Consider the following 17,914-nt stretch of genomic DNA (forward strand, 5'->3'; position numbering starts at 1 on the left):
TCCAGGCTGAAAAGTGGGCGACTATACTGGTCGTACCAGAACACAGCGTGATCATGGAGAGCATTATGACGAAAACCAATGTGCGCATTGGCGCATTCGAAATCGATGATGCCGAGTTAAGCGGCGATACGCAGGGCGAACGAACGTTAATCATCCCCTGCAAGTCCGATCCCGACCTTTGCATGCAGCTCGATGCATGGGATGCAGACACCAGCGTCCCGGCAATCCTCGATGGCGAACACTCAGTCCTTTACCGTGAGCATTACGATCAAAGTTCCGATGCCTGGATCATGCGCCTTGCCTGATTCAAAGAGAACCCGCCCGCAGGCGGGTTATTTATTCTCATAATCTCCTCTTCCCTGAATCATCCCCTACAATATCAATATGGTAGTAAATGCTGAGGGGCATGATGTACGCACTGGTGTTATTTATCTGTTATCTGGACGCAGGCTGTGAAGATCTGGTGGTGGATGTGTATCGCACCGAACCGCAGTGTGAGGCCTCGATGGACGATCAGCGTATTCGTCACGGCGGCTGTTATCCGGTTGAAGACTTCATCGACGGCTTCTGGCGTCCTGCGCAGGAGTATTCCGACCTGTAATCACTGTAGCTGCGCCAGGGTCAACGCGCCGCCAAATACCGCCCCGGTGTCGATATAGTGCAGGTTCTGGCAGTCATAACGTGTTTTGAGCGGTGTGTGCCCGAACCAGAAGTGATCCGCCCCAGCGATCCCCGCCTCGTTGCCGCTCATCAGTTCCCGCAAGCGTGCCCTGTCCCAGAGGACGCTTTGCTTGTTGACCGGCTTGTCCCGCACGTAGTGGGAGGACGGGTAATTGGCATGAGCAATAACATTCACGCCGTTGGCGCAGGCAATTTCGATAATCCACGGCAGGGTCTCACTGCGCCTGAGCAACGCCAGCGCCTGCGCCTGCTGTTCACCCTTTAATTGTGCTAACCAATTGCCGCCATTCATCATCCACAGGCCAAAATCATTATTCTGCAGCGCGTCCAGCGCCATCTGCTCATGGTTGCCCCGCACGGCATAAAACCACGCTTCATTTATTAACTGCAGGCATTTCACGCTATCTGGTCCGCGATCGATTAAATCGCCAACGCAAATAAGTAAATCCTCATACGGGTTAAAATGCCGCTGCCGCAGATCTGCCATAAGCATTTGATAACAACCGTGAAGATCGCTTACCACCCAGACGTGTCGCCAGTTGTGACCATCAAGATTGAGATACATAGCGCCCCCTCATGATCAGTATAGCCCCTGGAATGCTGACAATAAGATGAGCGGTAACTGGGGTTAGGAATAACCTCAATCGACATTAAACAAAGCGGAAATAAAGGTTTAGCAACGCTTAAATGATTATCCGATGGCCTTTAAGATAATTGCAGAAATATAAAGAGGTCTTCATCGTGTCTAATACCATCCTGCCTGCTGAGCTGTCTTTAACGCACCGTTCTTCTGTTATTTTCGCCCTGGCGAAGGGCGAGTTTATGCCCGGCCCGCTGTGGCATAAACGCGATTACAGGCTGAAATTTTTCCTGCGCTCCCTGCTATTCTGGTCCTCAACCACCCGCATGCTGGAGACGCTCTCCCGTCGCGATGATTTTCCGCTGTTGTTAAAAGCACAAACTACGCTACCGGTAAAAACCCAGCGTCAGTATCTCACTCGCGGATTTCGTGCCGGTGAGCGGGCTAACGCCATCCTGCACCATTACGCCTGGCTTGATGCGCTGCCGGACGCCAGCCTTGCGCGGAGCTTTAGCAGCCCGACTCCACTTTCGCTGCTGCAGTTCGCCACTAAAGACGATGCGCACTATACGATTTACGCCAGCAGCGCGGTGAAGGCCGAACGCGAGGGCGAAACCACGCTCTGGCTACGGGCCGGGGATAACACCCTGCTGGCGAGCCTGACCTTCAGCGTTGTTGAGGAGAAGGGCCAAAGTGCGCTGGTGATTGGCGGCCTGCAGGGGCCGCGTAAGGACGTAGGGCGGGAGACGATCAAAAATGCCACCCGCGCCTGTTATGGCCTGTTTCCAAAAAGGATCCTGCTGGAAGCGATCTTCAATCTGGCGAAGCAGTCAGGTATCAGCGCCATTTATGGTGTGAGCGATGAAGGCCATGTTTTTCGCGCCCTGCGCTATCGTCTGAGTAAAGGTCGTCATCTGCATGCCAGCTATGACGAATTCTGGCAATCGCTGGGCGCTAAGTCGTGCGGTGCATTTCGCTGGGCCCTGCCAGCAGGTATGGAGCGCAAAGCGATCGACAGCATTGCCAGTAAAAAACGCGCGGAATACCGCCGCCGTTTTCAACTGCTTGATGAGATTGAATGCGGCATCAGCGCACGTTTTTGCCGCTAATCTCTGCTTTCATCGGTAACAGCTAAAAATTTAACAAAACCGCTAAAAAGCACTGGACTTCCGCCGGGCGTAGTGTGGTATGGTTTAACGAAGAACAGAGAATGTTGCCCATCTGTTAAAGTCCGCAACGGGAAAAGGCGTTTACTTTCAACAGATAAAAAGAGACCGAATACGATTCCTGTATTCGGTCCAGGGAAATGGCTCTTGGGAGAGAGCCGTGCGCTAAAAGTTGGCATTAATGCAGGCTAAGTCGCCTTGCACTTTAAGAATAGATGACGACGCCAGGTTTTCCAGTCCGCAGCAAAAGTGGCCTGAAAAAAAGCGTTAGTCTCTCCTTAAACATAAAAACCGCAATGCTTCCGAAGAGAAGCCTGCGGTTTTTTTATTGGAAGCGGGAAGCTAGCAGAGCGTCTTCGCGCGCTCGATAAATGGCGCCAGGCTCATCTTTTGCCCCGGGTTTGCCGGATCGTCAATCTGAATAACCGAGATGGGCTGGCCGTTGCTTTTACCGCTGTCGACCTGCTGCTGCGCCACGTCGTTCAGGGGATACTGCACCAGGGTGCTGGGGTTAATGGCATAGAGCGCGTGTCCCGGACGGCAGATCAGCATCACCTCTTCACGGTTGAACGCCCATTTGTCTTTACCCACTTCGAACCGGCTGACGGTGATCACCTGCGGAGCTGCCAGTGCCGCGCCGGAGCAGGCCAGCAATAAGAAAGAAAGTACTGTTTTTTTCATTGTATTCCACCTCGTCAGAAGGGTTCCCAGGTCGCGAACAGGCTGACTGCCGCCAGCACCAGCGCCCCCAGCACAACCTCACTCTGCGTCATCCTGATAAAATAGCGTTGCTCGCGTCCGTCGCCAGAACGAAACCGCGGCACCAGAACATACCGATTCACCAGGGCAATTACCACCATCATTACCACCAGCGCACATTTCACCAACAGCATTTTCCCCCAGGCCGAGTGCCACGGCAGCACCCACCCCTGGATCAGTACAATATTTGCCATTCCGGTGAGGATCACCCCCGCCACCGCCAGATGCCCGTAGCGCGAGAAGCGCATCATGGTGTGAACGGCGGCTCGCCGCCAGCGTCCACGGGACAGGCGCAGGCAAAACAGCAGCGGCAGCAGGCCCCCCAGCCAGCCTGCGGCACATAAAAGATGCAGGCCATGGTTGCTGCGCTGCATCAGGCCCGTTATCCCATCATGCAACGCCGCATGCCCGGTTCCTGCCAGCAGGAAAAACTGCGCAGCGGTAAAGAACAGCATCAGCAGCATGGTTTTTCCCGGCTGCATCCAGGCGACCCAGAGTGTAATCAGGGCCAGGATCATCTGCCATAACCAGATCCGTCCAAAATGGGTCGTGAGTACCGCCTGCCAGATAGATGGGCTGACCACATCTGGCCAGCCGTTACCCATCATGCCGCCCTGTAGCGCCAGCATCATCAGCGCCGCGAGCAGGCTGATAAACGCGATCTTTTTTTGCTGGCCGCGAAAGCGACGCACCATCAGCCGCCGCAGCGCAACGGGCGCCAGCCATGCACAGTACAGGGCATTGCCAAACAGCACCATCAGGGCAGCAAAATGCGCGAAGCGCAGCGTAACGTAGCAGAACGCCAGCATCTTACTTCACGCTAAAACGATAGCTGCCCTCGGTCTTATGACCATCTACGGAGACCACATGCCACTTCACCTGATAAGTACCCGCCGTCAGTGAAGAGGTCATCGGCACGATCAGCTGGGTCGGGTCTTTCTCGTTGCGTTTTACCGCCCCGAGTGCGACGGGCTGCTGTTTATCATCGGTGAGGGTGACGCCGCTAAAACGGGGTTCGATCCCCTCGGAGAAGTTCAGGGTCAACGCCTGAGGCGCCGCATCTACAGCAGCGTCTGCCGCGGGATATTGATGCTGTAAATGAGCATGAGCAAAAACAATGGGTGTCGTGAGCGTCGCCAGCAGCAACGTCAGGGTGCAGGTAAGGTGTTTAGTCATCACATATATTCCTTTTTGTTATGCCTGATTACCAGAGGATAACGCTGTATAATGGTCCAGTCGAGGATCATCCTGCCCGGGCTTGTCAACGCCCCGCCGTTTGGGTAACGTTGGCCCGCAAATGAAGGAGACGGTAATGCATATTAATCTCGCCACCCTCCCCCAGGAGGAGATGGACAAAGTGAATGTTGATTTGGCGGCCGCAGGTGTGGCGTTCAAAGAGCGCTATAACATGCCGGTGATCGCCGAAGTGGTGGAGCGTGAGCAACCGTCGCACCTGCGTGACTGGTTTCGGGAGCGCCTGATTGCCCATCGATTAAACTCCGTCAACCTCTCACACCTGCCGTGGGAGCCAAAAGTTAAGTAAGCTTAACCAGCGTTACATTTCCTTACACCGTTTATGCCAGGATAGAAATCCATGTTATATTCATGGACTTTATGAATCTCTGCGACTCGGTGTATAAGGAAATCACGATGTCTCACTGGAATATTGCTGCCGCACAGTACCGCCTGAACCATCACCGCGTTGATGAACACATCGCGCATCACCTGCGTTTTATCTCCGCCGCCTCGAAGCTTGAGTGCAATTTAGTGCTTTTCCCGGAGCTCTCTTTAACGGGCCCTGCCCTGCCCGATGGCCAGCTTCCTGCTCCGCCCGACAGCCATCAGCTGGCGCCGCTTGTTGATGCCGCCTGCGCCCATAACGTCTCGGTGATTGCCGGAACGACCGTAGAAGTGAGGGGAGAGCGCCAGCCTGGCCTGGCCTGGTTTACCCCGGACCAGCCTGATGCTGCCCTTTATCCCCATGGCGCAGGGGCCTGCCTGGAGAGCAGGCATGGTGGCCTGAGTATCGTTGATTCTCACCCCGATTTGCCCAATATCGCTCCCGATGCCGCCCTGTTTACCCGCGGCATGGCGGTAAGTGAAACAGGCTGGTCAGCCACCTTTTCCCAGCTACAGCGTTTTGCCCATCGCTATGCTATCGCCGTATTGATGGCGAACCGTGATGGCGGGAGCGCGCTGTGGGATGCCCGTGGGCAATTAATCGTCCGCGCCGATCGGGGTGAGCTATTATTGACCGGGCGCTTTGTTGAGCAGGGTTGGCAAGGTGATATCATTCCATTACGCTAAGCCTTTTACGGCCAGGAGAGAGCCATGCTACGTGTCATCGACACCGAAACCTGTGACCTGCAGGGGGGGATTGTGGAAGTGGCATCTGTCGACGTTGTGAACGGGCAGATCGTCAATCCACGCAGCCATCTGGTACGTCCGGATCGCCCCATCAGCCCGCAGGCGATGGCTATCCACCGCATCACCGAGGCGATGGTCGCCGATAAACCCTGGATTGAAGAGGTGATCCCGCAGTACCACGGGAGCGCCTGGTATGTGGCGCACAATGCCAGCTTCGATCGCCGTGTACTGCCCGAGATGCCCGGGGAGTGGATCTGCACCATGAAGCTGGCGCGGCGCTTATGGCCGGGCATTAAATACAGCAATATGGCGCTCTACAAATCGCGCAAACTGAGCGTCCGGACGCCGGAAGGGCTGCACCACCACCGGGCCCTGTATGACTGCTACATCACCGCCGCGTTGCTGATCGATATCATGAACACCACCGGCTGGACGCCGGATGAGATGGCCGACATCACCGGACGCCCGGCGCTGCTGACCACCTTTACCTTCGGCAAATACCGCGGCAAAGCGGTGGCGGAAGTGGCAGACAAGGATCCGGGCTATCTCCGTTGGCTGTACAATAACCTCGACAGGATGAGTCCCGAGCTGCGTCTGACGCTGAAGCACTATCTGGGCGGATCCTGATCGACCTCTGCCGCCTGGCTGGTTAACGTCTCCTGGGCCAGGCCAACCAGAAAGGCATACTCCAGGGCCACCCCTTCGTAGGATTTGAAGCGACCGGATTTCCCGCCGTGCCCGGCATCCATATCGGTGCAGAGCAGCAGTAAATTATTGTCGGTCTTCATTTCCCGCAGCTTCGCCACCCACTTCGCTGGCTCCCAGTACTGAACCTGGGAGTCATGTAAACCGGTGGTAACCAGCATGTGAGGATAGGCTTTCGCGCCAACGTTATCGTAGGGGCTGTAACCTTTCATGTAGCGATAGTAGGTCTCATCCTGCGGGTTGCCCCACTCTTCATATTCGCCAATGGTCAGCGGGATAGATTCGTCCAGCATGGTGGTCAGGACATCCACAAAGGGCACCTGCGCTATCACCCCTTTAAAGAGTCCTGGACGTTCGTTAATCACGGTGCCCATCAGCATGCCGCCCGCGCTGCCGCCCATGGCAAAGCACTGTTTGCGATCGCCATAGCCCAGCTCCAGCAGTCCCTCGCAGACATCCAGGTAGTCATTGAAGGTGTTTTTCTTTTTCAGGAATTTGCCATCTTCGTACCATTTTTGCCCCAGCTCGCCGCCGCCGCGGATATGGGCGATGGCGAAGACAAACCCCCGGTCGAGCAGGCTCAGGCGGCTACCGCTGAAATCCGCGTCAATACTGGAGCCATACGAGCCATAGCCGTAGATGAGGATCGGGTTTTTACCTTTGCGAAAATGGTGCTTGTGATAGACCAGTGAGACGGGCACTTCGGTGCCGTCGCGGGCGACAATCCATACGTGCTCGCTGCGATAAAGATCGGCGTTAAACCCTTTCACCTCAGCCTGCTTCAGCACCCGGCGCTGCCCGGTGTCCATGTCCAGTTCAAACAGGGTGTCCGGGGTGGTCATGGAGGAGTAACCGTAACGCAGGCGCGACGTTTCCGGCTCGGGGTTATAGCCAATCCAGGTGACATAGGCGGGGTCGTCAAAGGCGATGCCAATCACTTCGCGGGTTTTACGGTTGATTTGCCGCAGGCTGGTGAGCCCGCGCTGGCGCTCTTCAACCACCAGCCAGTCGGTAAAGAGGGTGAAGCCTTCAAGCATCACCTGATCCCGCGGCGGGATCAGCACTTCCCATTTGCGTTCATCTCGTACCTTGGTCTTGTAGAGGCCAAAGTTTTTCCCCTCCCGGTTGGAGCGCAAATAGAAGGTGTGCTGGAAGTGATCGAGGCTGTACTCATGATCCTTGCGACGCGGCATAAAGCACAGCGGCTGAGCGTCCGGCAGCTCGGCATCCAGCAGCAGCACCTCAGTAGTGGTGGCGCTGGCGAGAAAAATAATCACATAGTGTTTGGAGGTGGTTTTATGCAGGCTGACGTAAAAGGTTTCGTCTTTCTCCTCATATACCAGTTCATCACTTCTCGATGAAGTACCGACCGTATGCCGCCAGACCTGATAAGGATGCAGGGTAGTGGCGTGCTTTTTGATGTAGTAGACGGTTTCAGAGTCGTTGGCCCAGATAAAGTCGGGTGAAACGTTATCGAGCATCTCCGGATACCAGTTGCCGGTCTCCAGATTGCGGAAACGCAAACCATACTGTCGTCGGGAGAGGTAATCTTCCGCCAGCGCCATGATGGCGTTATCCGGCGATACCGCCATGCCGCCCAGGGTATAAAACTCGCTGTGCGCCGCACGCTGGTTGGCATCCAGCAGCGTCTCCCACTCTTCCCATTCGGCGCAAAGTACCGACTGGCGCTGGTAGATGGCATATTCGTTTCCGGGCTCATAAATGTGCCGGTAACGATAGCCATTTCGACTCCAGGGGGCCGAGACGTCACGCTGCGGGACACGCTCAACCATTTCGCTGAGCAGACGATCCTGCAGCGCCTGCTGCGTCGCCATGATCCTTCGGCCATAATCGTTTTCGTCGTGGAGGTAGTCCAGCACCTCCGGCTTGGAGCGGGTATCGTCGCGCAACCAGTAATAGTTGTCGATACGCGTATCACCGTGCATGGTGAGAGCGTGCGGTATGCGTTGGGCTTTAGGTGGCATGGCGTTATGATTCTTCTACGTTTAACACCCTATAAGGTTGGCAAAACATGCGCACGATGCAAGCGAAACGGCTCCGCAAGGCGTAAAAAACTAGCCGGGGAGCGCTTGTTTTTGCTGGCGAATATCCTGCTCGATCCCATCCCGCACGTCTGCCGGGATTTTCAGCGCATCGCCCAGCGCATTAAGATAGCTGCGCTCCATAAAGTGATCGATATCGATAGCCGCACAGCTCAGGAAGTAAAGTTCGAGAGCCTCCTCTTCATTCTGGATCCCCTGGGCCAGACGTGCAGGATCGAGCGGCTCCTCAATAGCACGTGCCACCAACGCCCTGCCCTGTTCTTCCACGCCCGCTTCGCGCAACTGCTGCTCGATGGCCGCCCGCTCTTTATCGTCGATGTGGCCATCACTCTTTGCGGCAAAGACCAGCGCCAGGATCAGCCTTTCGCTGCGCACGTCCAGCGGCGACGCCTGCTGGCCAAACTGCGGCTCGCCCTGATGCGCGCTGCGAATCTTCTCTTTGTACTTGTTCCAGAGCACGGTACCGGCAACGGCACCGCCCCCGGCAAGCAGCGCGCCGGTGCCATATTTGCTCAGTAATTTACGCGAGGATTTATTCGCTACCAGTAATCCGGCCAGGCCGCCAAGCGCACCCGGCGTCAGCAGTTTGCTCAGGCCTTCACCGGATGACGACCCTTTCTGCCCGAGCAGAGACTGTAATTGATTCAGCCAGTTTGACATGTTTACCCTCACTTAACGGTGGATGAATTTCACAGCGTAAGCGAGGGGATGTCAGGAAATGTCTATGGCGACAAAAGAAGCGAAAATTCACCTCTTCGACGACTGATACTGCGCGCTACCCGCTTTACAGTCGATCTTCACCTGATAATGGATATCGGTGTTTTTGCCTCGCACCGTCAGCGGCACCGTCCAGCGCTCTTTCTCGCCTTTCACCTGCTTAGGGTTGATCCAGGCCACCGGATCGGCCTGTCCCAGGGTTTTCTGATCGTCCGCCCAGCGCACGATGCGGTTTTGCAGATAATCCCGCTTCACGCTGGCGGCAATACCTTCGGCATTCTGCCCTTCGCAGGTGGGAAATTTCACGGTTTTCTCCTCTGCGGCCTGCGCCGTCAGGCTGGCGGCCAGCAGTGCTATCGCTACCCCTGTTTTTTTCATCATGCTCTCCTGTTTTGGTTCAACAAAAGCATGGTCGAAAAATGCCGCGATGCAAATAACCCTCCGTCAGCGCGACAGATTTTCGCAACACAAGACAGACGCAAACGTTTTCGTTTATACTGCGCGCAACTTTTTCAGGGGAATCATTATGACTCGTATAGGAACTGCGCTGCGTCCGGCAGCAACGCGTGTGATGCTGCTGGGCTCAGGTGAACTGGGTAAAGAGGTGGCCATTGAGTGCCAGCGTTTAGGTATCGAAGTGATTGCTGTCGATCGTTATGCCGATGCGCCAGCGATGCACGTTGCGCATCGTGCCCACGTCATTAATATGCTCGACGGCGATGCCCTGCGCGCCCTGATCAATGAAGAAAAACCGCACTTCGTGGTGCCGGAAATCGAAGCCATCGCCACCGATACCCTGCTGGCGCTGGAAGCCGAAGGCCAGCGCGTGGTGCCCTGCGCCCGCGCTGCGAAGCTGACCATGAATCGGGAGGGTATCCGGCGTCTGGCGGCGGAAGAGCTCTCCCTGCCCACCTCACGCTATCGTTTCGCCGACAGCAAAGATGATTTTTTGCAGGCTGTCGCTGACATTGGCTACCCGTGCATCATTAAACCGGTGATGAGCTCCTCCGGTAAAGGACAGAGCTTTGTGCGCAGCGCCGAACAGCTGGATAACGCCTGGGATTACGCCCAACAGGGAGGGCGCGCCGGAGCCGGACGCGTGATCGTCGAGGGTGTGGTGCAGTTTGACTTTGAGATCACCCTGCTGACCGTCAGCGCCGTGGATGGGGTCCACTTCTGCGATCCGATTGGTCATCGCCAGGAAGATGGCGACTACCGTGAATCCTGGCAGCCGCAGCAGATGAGCCCGCTGGCCCGGGCGCGCGCCGAAGAGATCTCCCGTAAAGTGGTGCTGGCGCTGGGCGGCCATGGGCTGTTTGGCGTGGAGCTGTTCGTCTGCGGCGACGAGGTCATCTTCAGCGAGGTCTCCCCTCGCCCGCACGACACCGGTATGGTGACCTTAATTTCGCAGGATCTCTCCGAGTTTGCCCTGCACGTTCGCGCTTTCCTTGGTCTGCCGGTTGGCGGCGTGCGTCAGTACGGCCCGGCAGCGTCGGCGGTGATCCTCCCGCAGCTGACCAGCCAGAACGTCACTTTCGATAATGTCGATGCCGCGGTGGGCGCTGGCCTGCAGCTGCGTCTGTTTGGTAAGCCAGAAATTGACGGCTCGCGTCGTCTGGGCGTGGCGCTGGCGACGGGCGACAGCGTGGAAGAGGCCGTTGAGCGGGCGAAAACCGCGGCCGCCAGCGTGCAGGTAGCAGGATAAAAAAAACGGGCCGATTGGCCCGTTTTGTATGGCATTTGACGTTTATCGTAGGCCGGGTAAGGCGAAACCGCCACCCGGCAAAAAACGCGCACAATACCTGAATCTTACTGCTGCGCGCCTTCTACCGCTTCGCGCGCCAGCTTAGTGATGCGATCCCAGTCGCCCGCTTCCATGGCATCCGCCGGCACCAGCCAGGAGCCACCGATGCACAGCACGCTTTTCAGCGCCAGGTAGTCACGGTAGTTCGCCGGAGAGATACCGCCAGTCGGGCAGAAACGGACGTTCGCGAACGGACCTGCGATAGCCTGCAGCGCTTTGGTGCCGCCGTTCGCTTCCGCCGGGAAGAATTTGAACTCCTGCAGACCGTAGTCCAGACCCAGCATCAGTTCAGACACGGTGCTGATGCCCGGGATCAGAGGAATGGAGCCTTCGGTTGCGGCTTTCAGCAGAGGCTCGGTCAGGCCCGGGCTGATGGCGAACTGCGCACCGGCTTCGGTAACCTCAGCCAGCTGCTGCGGATTCAGTACGGTACCCGCACCGATAATCGCTTCCGGCACTTCTTTGGCGATGGCGCGAATAGCATCCATTGCACAGGCAGTACGCAGCGTGACTTCCAGTACGCGTACACCGCCCGCAACCAGCGCTTTCGCCATCGGGACTGCGTGTTCCAGCTTATTGATCACGATAACCGGCACTACCGGGCCAGTTTTCAGGATTGCTTCTGCACTTGTATTCCAGTTTTTCATCAGAGTTTTTCTCTCGCCAGATCGATAATTCTTGTCGTCTTAAAACGTAATACAGGTCGCGCCCTGTTCTGCACCCGAGAGGTTCTCGCGTAACGCGCTGAACATTTCGCGTCCCGTTCCCACGCGCGATGCGCTCAGGTCAGGAATATGCGGCTTACGTGCGGCCAGGACCGCCTCATCCACCAGTAAGGTCAACTCGCCTGTCTGACCATTAACGCGGATGATGTCGCCATCGTACACTTTCGCCAGCAGTCCACCGTCGTAAGCTTCCGGGGTGACATGAATAGCGGAAGGCACTTTACCCGATGCACCGGAGAGGCGTCCATCGGTAACTAATGCAATTTTGAAACAGCGGTCCAATAATACACCAAGTGGCGGCATTAGTTTATGTAATTCTGGCATTCCGTTCGCTTTTGGACCCTGATGACGGACAACAACGACGCAATCTTTGTCCAGCAGACCGGCTTCAAAAGCCGGCAGAACATCATGCTGGCTTTCGAAAACCACTGCCGGGGCTTCAATGATCTGGTTTTCCACCGGCACCGCGGAGGTCTTCATCACCGCCCGGCCCAGGTTGCCGGTCAGCACTTTGGTGCCGCCGTGGTGGGAGAAAGGCTTGTCGAAGGTGGCGATGACGCTGTCATCCAGCGAGGCCTGGGCCCCTTCACGCCAGTCCAGCTCGCCCTCGTTCAGCCACGGCTCCAGGGTGTAACGCTGCAGGCCGAAACCGGCCACAGTGTTGACATCTTCATGCAGCAAGCCGCCCTTCAGCAGCTCGCGCATCAGCACCGGTACACCGCCCGCCGCCTGGAAGTGGTTGATATCGGCCGGACCATTCGGGTAAAGACGGGTCAACAGCGGAACCACTTCAGACAGATCGGAGAAATCATCCCAGTTGATCTGGATCCCGGCGGCACGCGCCATCGCCACCATATGCATGGTGTGGTTAGTGGAACCGCCCGTCGCCAGCAGGGCCACGATACCGTTCACCACCACTTTTTCATCCACCATTTTACCGAGCGGCATCCACTCGTTGCCGTTACCGGTCAGGCGGGTCACCTGACGGGCAGCGGCCGCGGTCAGCGCTTCGCGCAGCGGAGCATCCGGATGGACGAACGACGAGCCCGGCAGCTGCATCCCCATAAACTCCACCACCATCTGGTTAGTGTTGGCGGTGCCGTAGAAGGTACAGGTCCCCGGGGCATGGTAAGAGGCAGCCTCGGATTCCAGCAGCGCCATGCGGTCAACTTTGCCTTCGGCGTAAAGCTGACGAATACGGACTTTCTCTTTATTGGCGAGACCACTGGCCATTGGGCCTGACGGCACAAACAGCGCAGGCAGATGACCAAACGACAGCGCCGCCATGGTCAGGCCCGGGACAATCTTGTCGCACACGCCGAGGTAGAGCGCGCCGTCAAACATGTTATGCGACAGACCAACCGCCGTGGACATGGCGATCACTTCGCGGCTCAGCAGCGACAGCTCCATACCATCTTGCCCTTGAGTCACGCCGTCGCACATGGCGGGCACGCCCCCCGCTACCTGGCCTACCGCGTTGGCCTGATGCAGCGCCTTGCGGATGATATCCGGGTAGGTCTCATATGGCTGGTGTGCCGAGAGCATGTCATTATAGGAGGTGATGATCGCGATATTGTTACGCAGCATACTTTTCAGCGAGGCTTTATCTTCTGGCTTACAGGCGGCAAAACCGTGCGCCAGGTTGCCGCAGGCCAGCTGCGATCGATGGACCGTATCGGACTTCGCCTGCTGGATGCGCGCAAGGTAGGCAGAACGGGTCTGTTTCGAACGCTCAATAATGCGCTGTGTTACCCGTAACAAAGTCGAATTCATAGAAGCTCCTGTCATTTATCTGTCCGCGCTCTGGAATTAACAAAGTGTTTAGCAGGCGATAACATCGCTGAAACGCTTGATTGCCGGAGCCCTGGGGCAAAATCGCTGCTGGCAGTGTAATAAAAAAAGCCCCGGGTGGAAATCCACCCGGGGCTTAAATGATTAAAAATCGCACGCTGGCCTGAGCCAGATCATGTTACCGGTAAAATACCCCGTAGGGATTAGCGGTCCGCCTTACTCAAACTCGTTCCAGGAACGGCCATCACGGGTGATCATCGCCACCGAGGCGACTGGTCCCCAGGTGCCCGCCTGATACGGTTTCGGTGCATCCTGATCCGCTGCCCACGCTTCGGTGATGGAGTCGACCCACTTCCACGCCTCTTCCACTTCGTCACGACGGACGAACAGCGCCTGGATACCGCGCATGGTTTCCAGCAGCAGACGTTCGTACGCATCCGCCAGATGGGTCTGGTTGAAGGTTTCGGAGTAGCTCAGATCCAGTTTGGTGGTCTGGAGGTTGTGTTTGTGGTCCAGGCCCGGCACTTTGTTCAGCACCTGAATGTCCACGCCCTCGTCCGGCTGCAGACGGATGGTCAGTTTGTTCTGCGGCAGCTCCTGCCAGGACTCTTTGAACAGGTTCAGCTCTGGATTTTTGAAATAGACAACCACTTCAGAGCATTTAGCGGGCAGACGTTTACCGGTACGCAGGTAGAACGGAACCCCCGCCCAGCGCCAGTCATCAATGTCCACGCGGATCGCCACAAACGTCTCGGTGTTGCTGGATTTGTTCGCGCCCTCTTCTTCCAGATAGCCTGGCACTTTTTTGCCCTGCGCAAACCCGGCGGTGTACTGGCCGCGTACCGTCTTCTCACGCACGTTGGAGCGGTCGATACGGCGCAGTGACTTCAATACTTTCACTTTCGCGTCGCGGATGCTGTCCGCAGTGAGATCCGACGGCGGAGACATGGCGATCATACAGAGTACCTGCAGGAGGTGGTTCTGGATCATGTCGCGCATCTGCCCGGCCTGGTCGAAGTAACCCCAGCGCCCTTCAATACCGACCTCTTCTGCCACCGTGATCTCAACGTGATCGATGGTGCGGTTATCCCAGTTATTCACAAACAGGGAGTTCGCAAAGCGCAGCGCCAGCAGGTTCAGCACCGTCTCTTTACCCAGATAGTGGTCGATACGGTAAACCTGGCACTCTTCGAAGTACTCGCCAACCTGGTCGTTGATTTCGCGGGAGGTGGCAAGGGAGGTGCCCAGCGGTTTTTCCATCACCACGCGCGCAGGTTTGGCGTTGAGGTTCGCTTCACCCAGCCCTTTGCAGATGGCGCCGAAGGTGCTTGGCGGCATGGCAAAGTAGTTAATGGTGACGCGATTTTTTTGATCGAGCATTGCGCTCAGGTTGGCAAATGCCGACGTGTCGTTAACGTCGAGGTTGCAGAAATCGAGACGTCCGCTCAGCTTGTCCCACAAACTTTCATCGATTTTCTCTTTCATGAAAGTTTCCAGGGCTTCGCGCACGACTTTGGTATACGCGTCTTTATCCCAGTCCGCACGGCCCACGCCCAGGATGCGGGTCTCCGGGTGGATTTGACCCGCTTTTTCCAGTTGATACAGGGAAGGCAGCAATTTACGGCGTGCAAGATCGCCTTTCGCGCCGAAAATGACCAGGTCACATGCCTGGGCTGTTTGCGTTACCGCCATGTCATTCTCCTCAGTTGGATATCCTGGTGCTTTTGCCAGAATATAGTTGTAATTTTATTACAATGCACTCTACTGCTTTTACGTCATTCCCGAAACCATTTGCGCTTATCCTCCCGTGCGATACGGCGATATTTCGCCCGGAGCGCGCAGCAGCGAAGGTAAGGGCGATGAAACTGGTGAAACTTTGCTCAGTCACGCCGTTGCTAAAATCCGACAGCGATCAAGTAATGAAAAAAAACAACAACATTTTTTCCATGGTTTGTCCTTTTCGGACTATCACAGGCGTATATTCTTGCTAATTCGAATCGCGATTTCACCCATTTATGAAATCGCTTCCACCGATGAGCGCTGTGTTAATAATGAACATGCTGGAAAAAATCCAGTTTCAACTGGAACACCTTAGCAAATCCGAGCGAAAAGTGGCTGAAGTAATTCTCGCCGCGCCCGCTCAGGCCATTCATTCCAGCATTGCCGCCCTGGCACAGGAGTCCGGGGTCAGTGAACCGACCGTCAACCGGTTCTGCCGCAGCATGGAGACGCGCGGATTTCCCGATTTTAAACTGCATCTGGCGCAAAGTCTGGCGAACGGTACGCCCTATGTGAACCGCAATGTCGATGAAGACGACAGCGTGGAAGCCTATACGGGCAAAATTTTCGAATCGGCCATGGCGACGCTGGATCAGGTTCGCCAGTCGCTGGATATGACCTCGGTTAACCGCGCTGTCGATCTGCTGACCCAGGCGAAGAAAATTGCTTTCTTTGGCCTCGGTTCCTCCGCCGCTGTCGCTCACGATGCGATGAATAAATTTTTTCGCTTTAACGTCCCGGTTATCTATTCCGACGACATCGTGCTGCAACGCATGAGCTGTATGAATTGTAACGAAGATGACGTGGTGGTGCTGATATCACATACTGGCCGCACCAAAAGTCTGGTCGAACTGGCCCAGCTGGCGCGTGAAAACGATGCCATGGTGATCGCCCTCACCTCCACCGGGACGCCGCTGGCGCGTGAAGCGACGCTGGCGATCACGCTCGACGTGCCGGAAGACACCGATATCTACATGCCGATGGTGTCCCGTCTGGCGCAGCTCACCGTCATCGATGTGCTGGCGACCGGTTTTACCCTGCGCCGCGGGGCGAAATTCAGAGATAACTTGAAGCGTGTCAAAGAAGCGCTCAAGGAATCGCGTTTTGATAAAGAATTGTTCATCAAGGGTGACATTCCCTGATTTCAATTACAAAGTTGTTACTTTTTTCGGCATTCGGTAAGTTTGCTGTTGCTATTAAAGACGGACAACGTGCCGAATCATCGTTCACGCAACACCAGGTTGTTTTAGACAACGGAGTATTACATGTCCAGAAGGCTTCGCAGAACCAAGATCGTTACCACCTTAGGCCCGGCTACTGACCGCGATAATAACCTTGAGAAAATTATCGCCGCAGGGGCCAACGTCGTGCGTATGAACTTCTCTCACGGTACGCCAGAAGATCATAAATTACGTGCAGACAAGGTCCGTGAGATCGCGGCAAAACTGGGACGTCATGTCGCTATCCTCGGTGATCTGCAGGGTCCAAAAATCCGTGTATCCACCTTCAAAGAAGGCAAAGTTTTCCTCAATATCGGGGATAAGTTCCTGCTGGATGCCAACCTGAGCAAAGGCGAAGGCGATAAAGAGAAAGTGGGCATCGACTACAAGGGCCTGCCCGCTGACGTGGTGCCGGGCGATATCCTGCTGCTGGACGATGGTCGCGTTCAGCTGAAGGTGCTCGAAGTTCAGGGCATGAAGGTCTTCACCGAAGTGACCGTTGGCGGCCCGCTCTCCAACAACAAAGGCATCAACAAGCTGGGCGGCGGTCTCTCTGCTGAAGCCCTGACCGAAAAAGACAAAGCTGACATCATCACCGCCGCGGATATCGGCGTGGATTATCTGGCCGTCTCCTTCCCGCGCTGTGGCGAAGATCTGAACTATGCCCGCCGTCTGGCGCGCGACGCTGGCTGCGATGCCAAAATCGTGGCGAAAGTAGAACGTGCTGAAGCGGTCTGCAGCCAGGATGCTATGGACGATATCATCCTGGCGTCTGATGTGGTGATGGTTGCCCGTGGTGACCTGGGCGTTGAGATTGGCGACCCGGAACTGGTCGGGATCCAGAAAGCGCTGATCCGCCGTGCGCGTCAGCTTAACCGCTCCGTGATCACCGCAACCCAGATGATGGAGTCGATGATCACCAACCCAATGCCGACCCGTGCGGAAGTGATGGACGTGGCGAACGCCGTCCTCGACGGCACCGATGCCGTGATGCTCTCTGCGGAAACCGCTGCCGGCCAGTACCCGGCGGAGACCGTGGCTGCAATGGCGCGCGTCTGCCTGGGTGCAGAGAAGATCCCAAGCATCAACGTTTCTAAACACCGTCTGGACATTCAGTTCGACAACGTCGAAGAAGCGATTGCGATGTCCGCCATGTACGCGGCGAACCACCTGAAGGGCGTGACGGCGATCATCACCATGACCGAATCGGGCCGTACTGCGCTGATGACCTCCCGTATCAGCTCCGGCCTGCCGATCTTCGCCATGTCCCGTCATGAGCGCACCCTGAACCTGACCGCGCTCTATCGCGGCGTGACGCCGGTGTTCTTCGACAGCAATAACGACGGTGTGGCCGCGGCGAACGACGCCGTGAACCTGCTGCGCGACAAAGGCTATCTTGTCTCCGGCGATATCGTTATCGTCACTCAGGGCGATGTGATGAGCACCATCGGCTCGACCAACACCACCCGCGTGATGACCGTCGAATAATCCGACGGTTTCGCCGGGTGGCGCTGCGCTTACCCGGCCTACAGGTCCGTAGGCCCGTGCAAGCGCAGC

At 56.4% G+C, this 17,914-nt stretch carries 19 protein-coding genes; 9 read left to right on the forward strand and 10 right to left on the reverse strand.

Annotation, left to right across the window (positions count from 1 at the left end; all coding sequences use genetic code 11):
• The first annotated feature begins 65 nt into the window (after positions 1-65).
• Positions 66-305 (forward strand): YebV family protein, encoded by a 240-nt coding sequence (locus ACOKCT_RS17445; protein ID WP_263950619.1) that lies wholly within the window; start codon positions 66-68, stop codon positions 303-305.
• A gap of 104 nt (positions 306-409) precedes the next feature.
• Positions 410-601: a YebW family protein gene (locus ACOKCT_RS17450; protein ID WP_039030805.1), complete on the forward strand. Its 192-nt coding sequence runs from the start codon at positions 410-412 to the stop codon at positions 599-601.
• Here the strand turns inward: ACOKCT_RS17450 and pphA are convergent, their stop codons facing one another.
• Positions 602-1,246, reverse strand: coding sequence for a protein-serine/threonine phosphatase (gene pphA / locus ACOKCT_RS17455; protein WP_263950618.1), 645 nt, complete (start codon positions 1,244-1,246; stop codon positions 602-604).
• A gap of 176 nt (positions 1,247-1,422) precedes the next feature.
• Here pphA and ACOKCT_RS17460 point away from each other — a divergent pair, with 176 nt between their 5' ends.
• Positions 1,423-2,370, forward strand: coding sequence for a VirK/YbjX family protein (locus tag ACOKCT_RS17460; RefSeq protein ID WP_236560459.1), 948 nt, complete (start codon positions 1,423-1,425; stop codon positions 2,368-2,370).
• A gap of 399 nt (positions 2,371-2,769) precedes the next feature.
• Here ACOKCT_RS17460 and ACOKCT_RS17465 read toward each other — a convergent pair whose 3' ends face one another.
• Genes ACOKCT_RS17465 through yobA form a run of 3 tightly spaced genes read right to left on the reverse strand, consistent with a single transcriptional unit; the run spans position 2,770 to position 4,362 of the window.
• Positions 2,770-3,108: a YebY family protein gene (locus tag ACOKCT_RS17465; protein ID WP_420193706.1), complete on the reverse strand. Its 339-nt coding sequence runs from the start codon at positions 3,106-3,108 to the stop codon at positions 2,770-2,772.
• Between the two features lie 14 nt (positions 3,109-3,122).
• Positions 3,123-3,995, reverse strand: a complete 873-nt coding sequence (copD, locus tag ACOKCT_RS17470) for a copper homeostasis membrane protein CopD (protein WP_263950617.1) — start codon at positions 3,993-3,995, stop codon at positions 3,123-3,125.
• Position 3,996: 1 nt separating this feature from the next.
• Entirely contained in the window at positions 3,997-4,362 is a 366-nt protein-coding gene (gene yobA, locus ACOKCT_RS17475; protein WP_103180047.1) for a CopC domain-containing protein YobA, read from the reverse strand.
• A 136-nt stretch (positions 4,363-4,498) separates the two neighbouring features.
• Between yobA and ACOKCT_RS17480 the strand changes: the two genes are divergently transcribed.
• The 3 genes from ACOKCT_RS17480 to exoX all read left to right on the forward strand — a co-directional run bounded on the left by ACOKCT_RS17480 (position 4,499) and on the right by exoX (position 6,180).
• Positions 4,499-4,729: a DNA polymerase III subunit theta gene (locus ACOKCT_RS17480; protein ID WP_420193707.1), complete on the forward strand. Its 231-nt coding sequence runs from the start codon at positions 4,499-4,501 to the stop codon at positions 4,727-4,729.
• A 107-nt stretch (positions 4,730-4,836) separates the two neighbouring features.
• Positions 4,837-5,493 (forward strand): nitrilase-related carbon-nitrogen hydrolase, encoded by a 657-nt coding sequence (locus tag ACOKCT_RS17485; protein WP_103181103.1) that lies wholly within the window; start codon positions 4,837-4,839, stop codon positions 5,491-5,493.
• Between the two features lie 24 nt (positions 5,494-5,517).
• Positions 5,518-6,180 (forward strand): exodeoxyribonuclease X, encoded by a 663-nt coding sequence (gene exoX, locus ACOKCT_RS17490; RefSeq protein ID WP_103180049.1) that lies wholly within the window; start codon positions 5,518-5,520, stop codon positions 6,178-6,180.
• On the opposite strand, the gene ptrB is transcribed toward exoX, so the two are convergent.
• The 3 genes from ptrB to yebF all read right to left on the reverse strand — a co-directional run bounded on the left by ptrB (position 6,162) and on the right by yebF (position 9,416).
• The gene (gene ptrB / locus ACOKCT_RS17495; protein WP_159339513.1) at positions 6,162-8,243 is read right to left on the reverse strand and encodes an oligopeptidase B; all 2,082 of its coding nucleotides are present in this window, start codon (positions 8,241-8,243) and stop codon (positions 6,162-6,164) included. The two genes, exoX and ptrB, sit on opposite strands and share 19 nt — an antisense overlap.
• 90 nt (positions 8,244-8,333) lie before the next feature.
• The gene (locus ACOKCT_RS17500; protein ID WP_214422143.1) at positions 8,334-8,981 is read right to left on the reverse strand and encodes a tellurite resistance TerB family protein; all 648 of its coding nucleotides are present in this window, start codon (positions 8,979-8,981) and stop codon (positions 8,334-8,336) included.
• Between the two features lie 87 nt (positions 8,982-9,068).
• Complete coding sequence (gene yebF / locus ACOKCT_RS17505) at positions 9,069-9,416, reverse strand: protein YebF (RefSeq protein ID WP_325941140.1); 348 nt, start codon at positions 9,414-9,416, stop codon at positions 9,069-9,071.
• A gap of 148 nt (positions 9,417-9,564) precedes the next feature.
• Between yebF and purT the strand changes: the two genes are divergently transcribed.
• Positions 9,565-10,743 (forward strand): formate-dependent phosphoribosylglycinamide formyltransferase, encoded by a 1,179-nt coding sequence (gene purT, locus ACOKCT_RS17510; RefSeq protein WP_420193708.1) that lies wholly within the window; start codon positions 9,565-9,567, stop codon positions 10,741-10,743.
• Positions 10,744-10,847: 104 nt separating this feature from the next.
• On the opposite strand, the gene ACOKCT_RS17515 is transcribed toward purT, so the two are convergent.
• The 3 genes from ACOKCT_RS17515 to zwf form a co-directional block, all read right to left on the reverse strand.
• Positions 10,848-11,489: a bifunctional 4-hydroxy-2-oxoglutarate aldolase/2-dehydro-3-deoxy-phosphogluconate aldolase gene (locus tag ACOKCT_RS17515; RefSeq protein ID WP_039030817.1), complete on the reverse strand. Its 642-nt coding sequence runs from the start codon at positions 11,487-11,489 to the stop codon at positions 10,848-10,850.
• A 39-nt stretch (positions 11,490-11,528) separates the two neighbouring features.
• Positions 11,529-13,340: a phosphogluconate dehydratase gene (gene edd, locus ACOKCT_RS17520; RefSeq protein WP_103180054.1), complete on the reverse strand. Its 1,812-nt coding sequence runs from the start codon at positions 13,338-13,340 to the stop codon at positions 11,529-11,531.
• A 234-nt stretch (positions 13,341-13,574) separates the two neighbouring features.
• A complete protein-coding gene (gene zwf / locus ACOKCT_RS17525; protein WP_103180055.1) occupies positions 13,575-15,050 on the reverse strand; it encodes a glucose-6-phosphate dehydrogenase in 1,476 nt (491 codons plus the stop codon).
• Positions 15,051-15,373: 323 nt separating this feature from the next.
• Here zwf and ACOKCT_RS17530 point away from each other — a divergent pair, with 323 nt between their 5' ends.
• On the forward strand, positions 15,374-16,279 hold the full coding sequence (locus tag ACOKCT_RS17530) for a MurR/RpiR family transcriptional regulator (RefSeq protein WP_103180056.1): 906 nt from the start codon (positions 15,374-15,376) through the stop codon (positions 16,277-16,279).
• 123 nt (positions 16,280-16,402) lie between these two features.
• Positions 16,403-17,845 carry a pyruvate kinase gene (pyk, locus tag ACOKCT_RS17535; protein ID WP_180209320.1) on the forward strand — a complete coding sequence of 481 codons (1,443 nt, stop codon included), beginning with the start codon at positions 16,403-16,405 and terminating at the stop codon, positions 17,843-17,845.
• Positions 17,846-17,914: the final 69 nt, after the last annotated feature.

The organism is Leclercia sp. M-A074-M, assembly GCF_965195605.1.
Lineage (GTDB): Bacteria > Pseudomonadota > Gammaproteobacteria > Enterobacterales > Enterobacteriaceae > Enterobacter.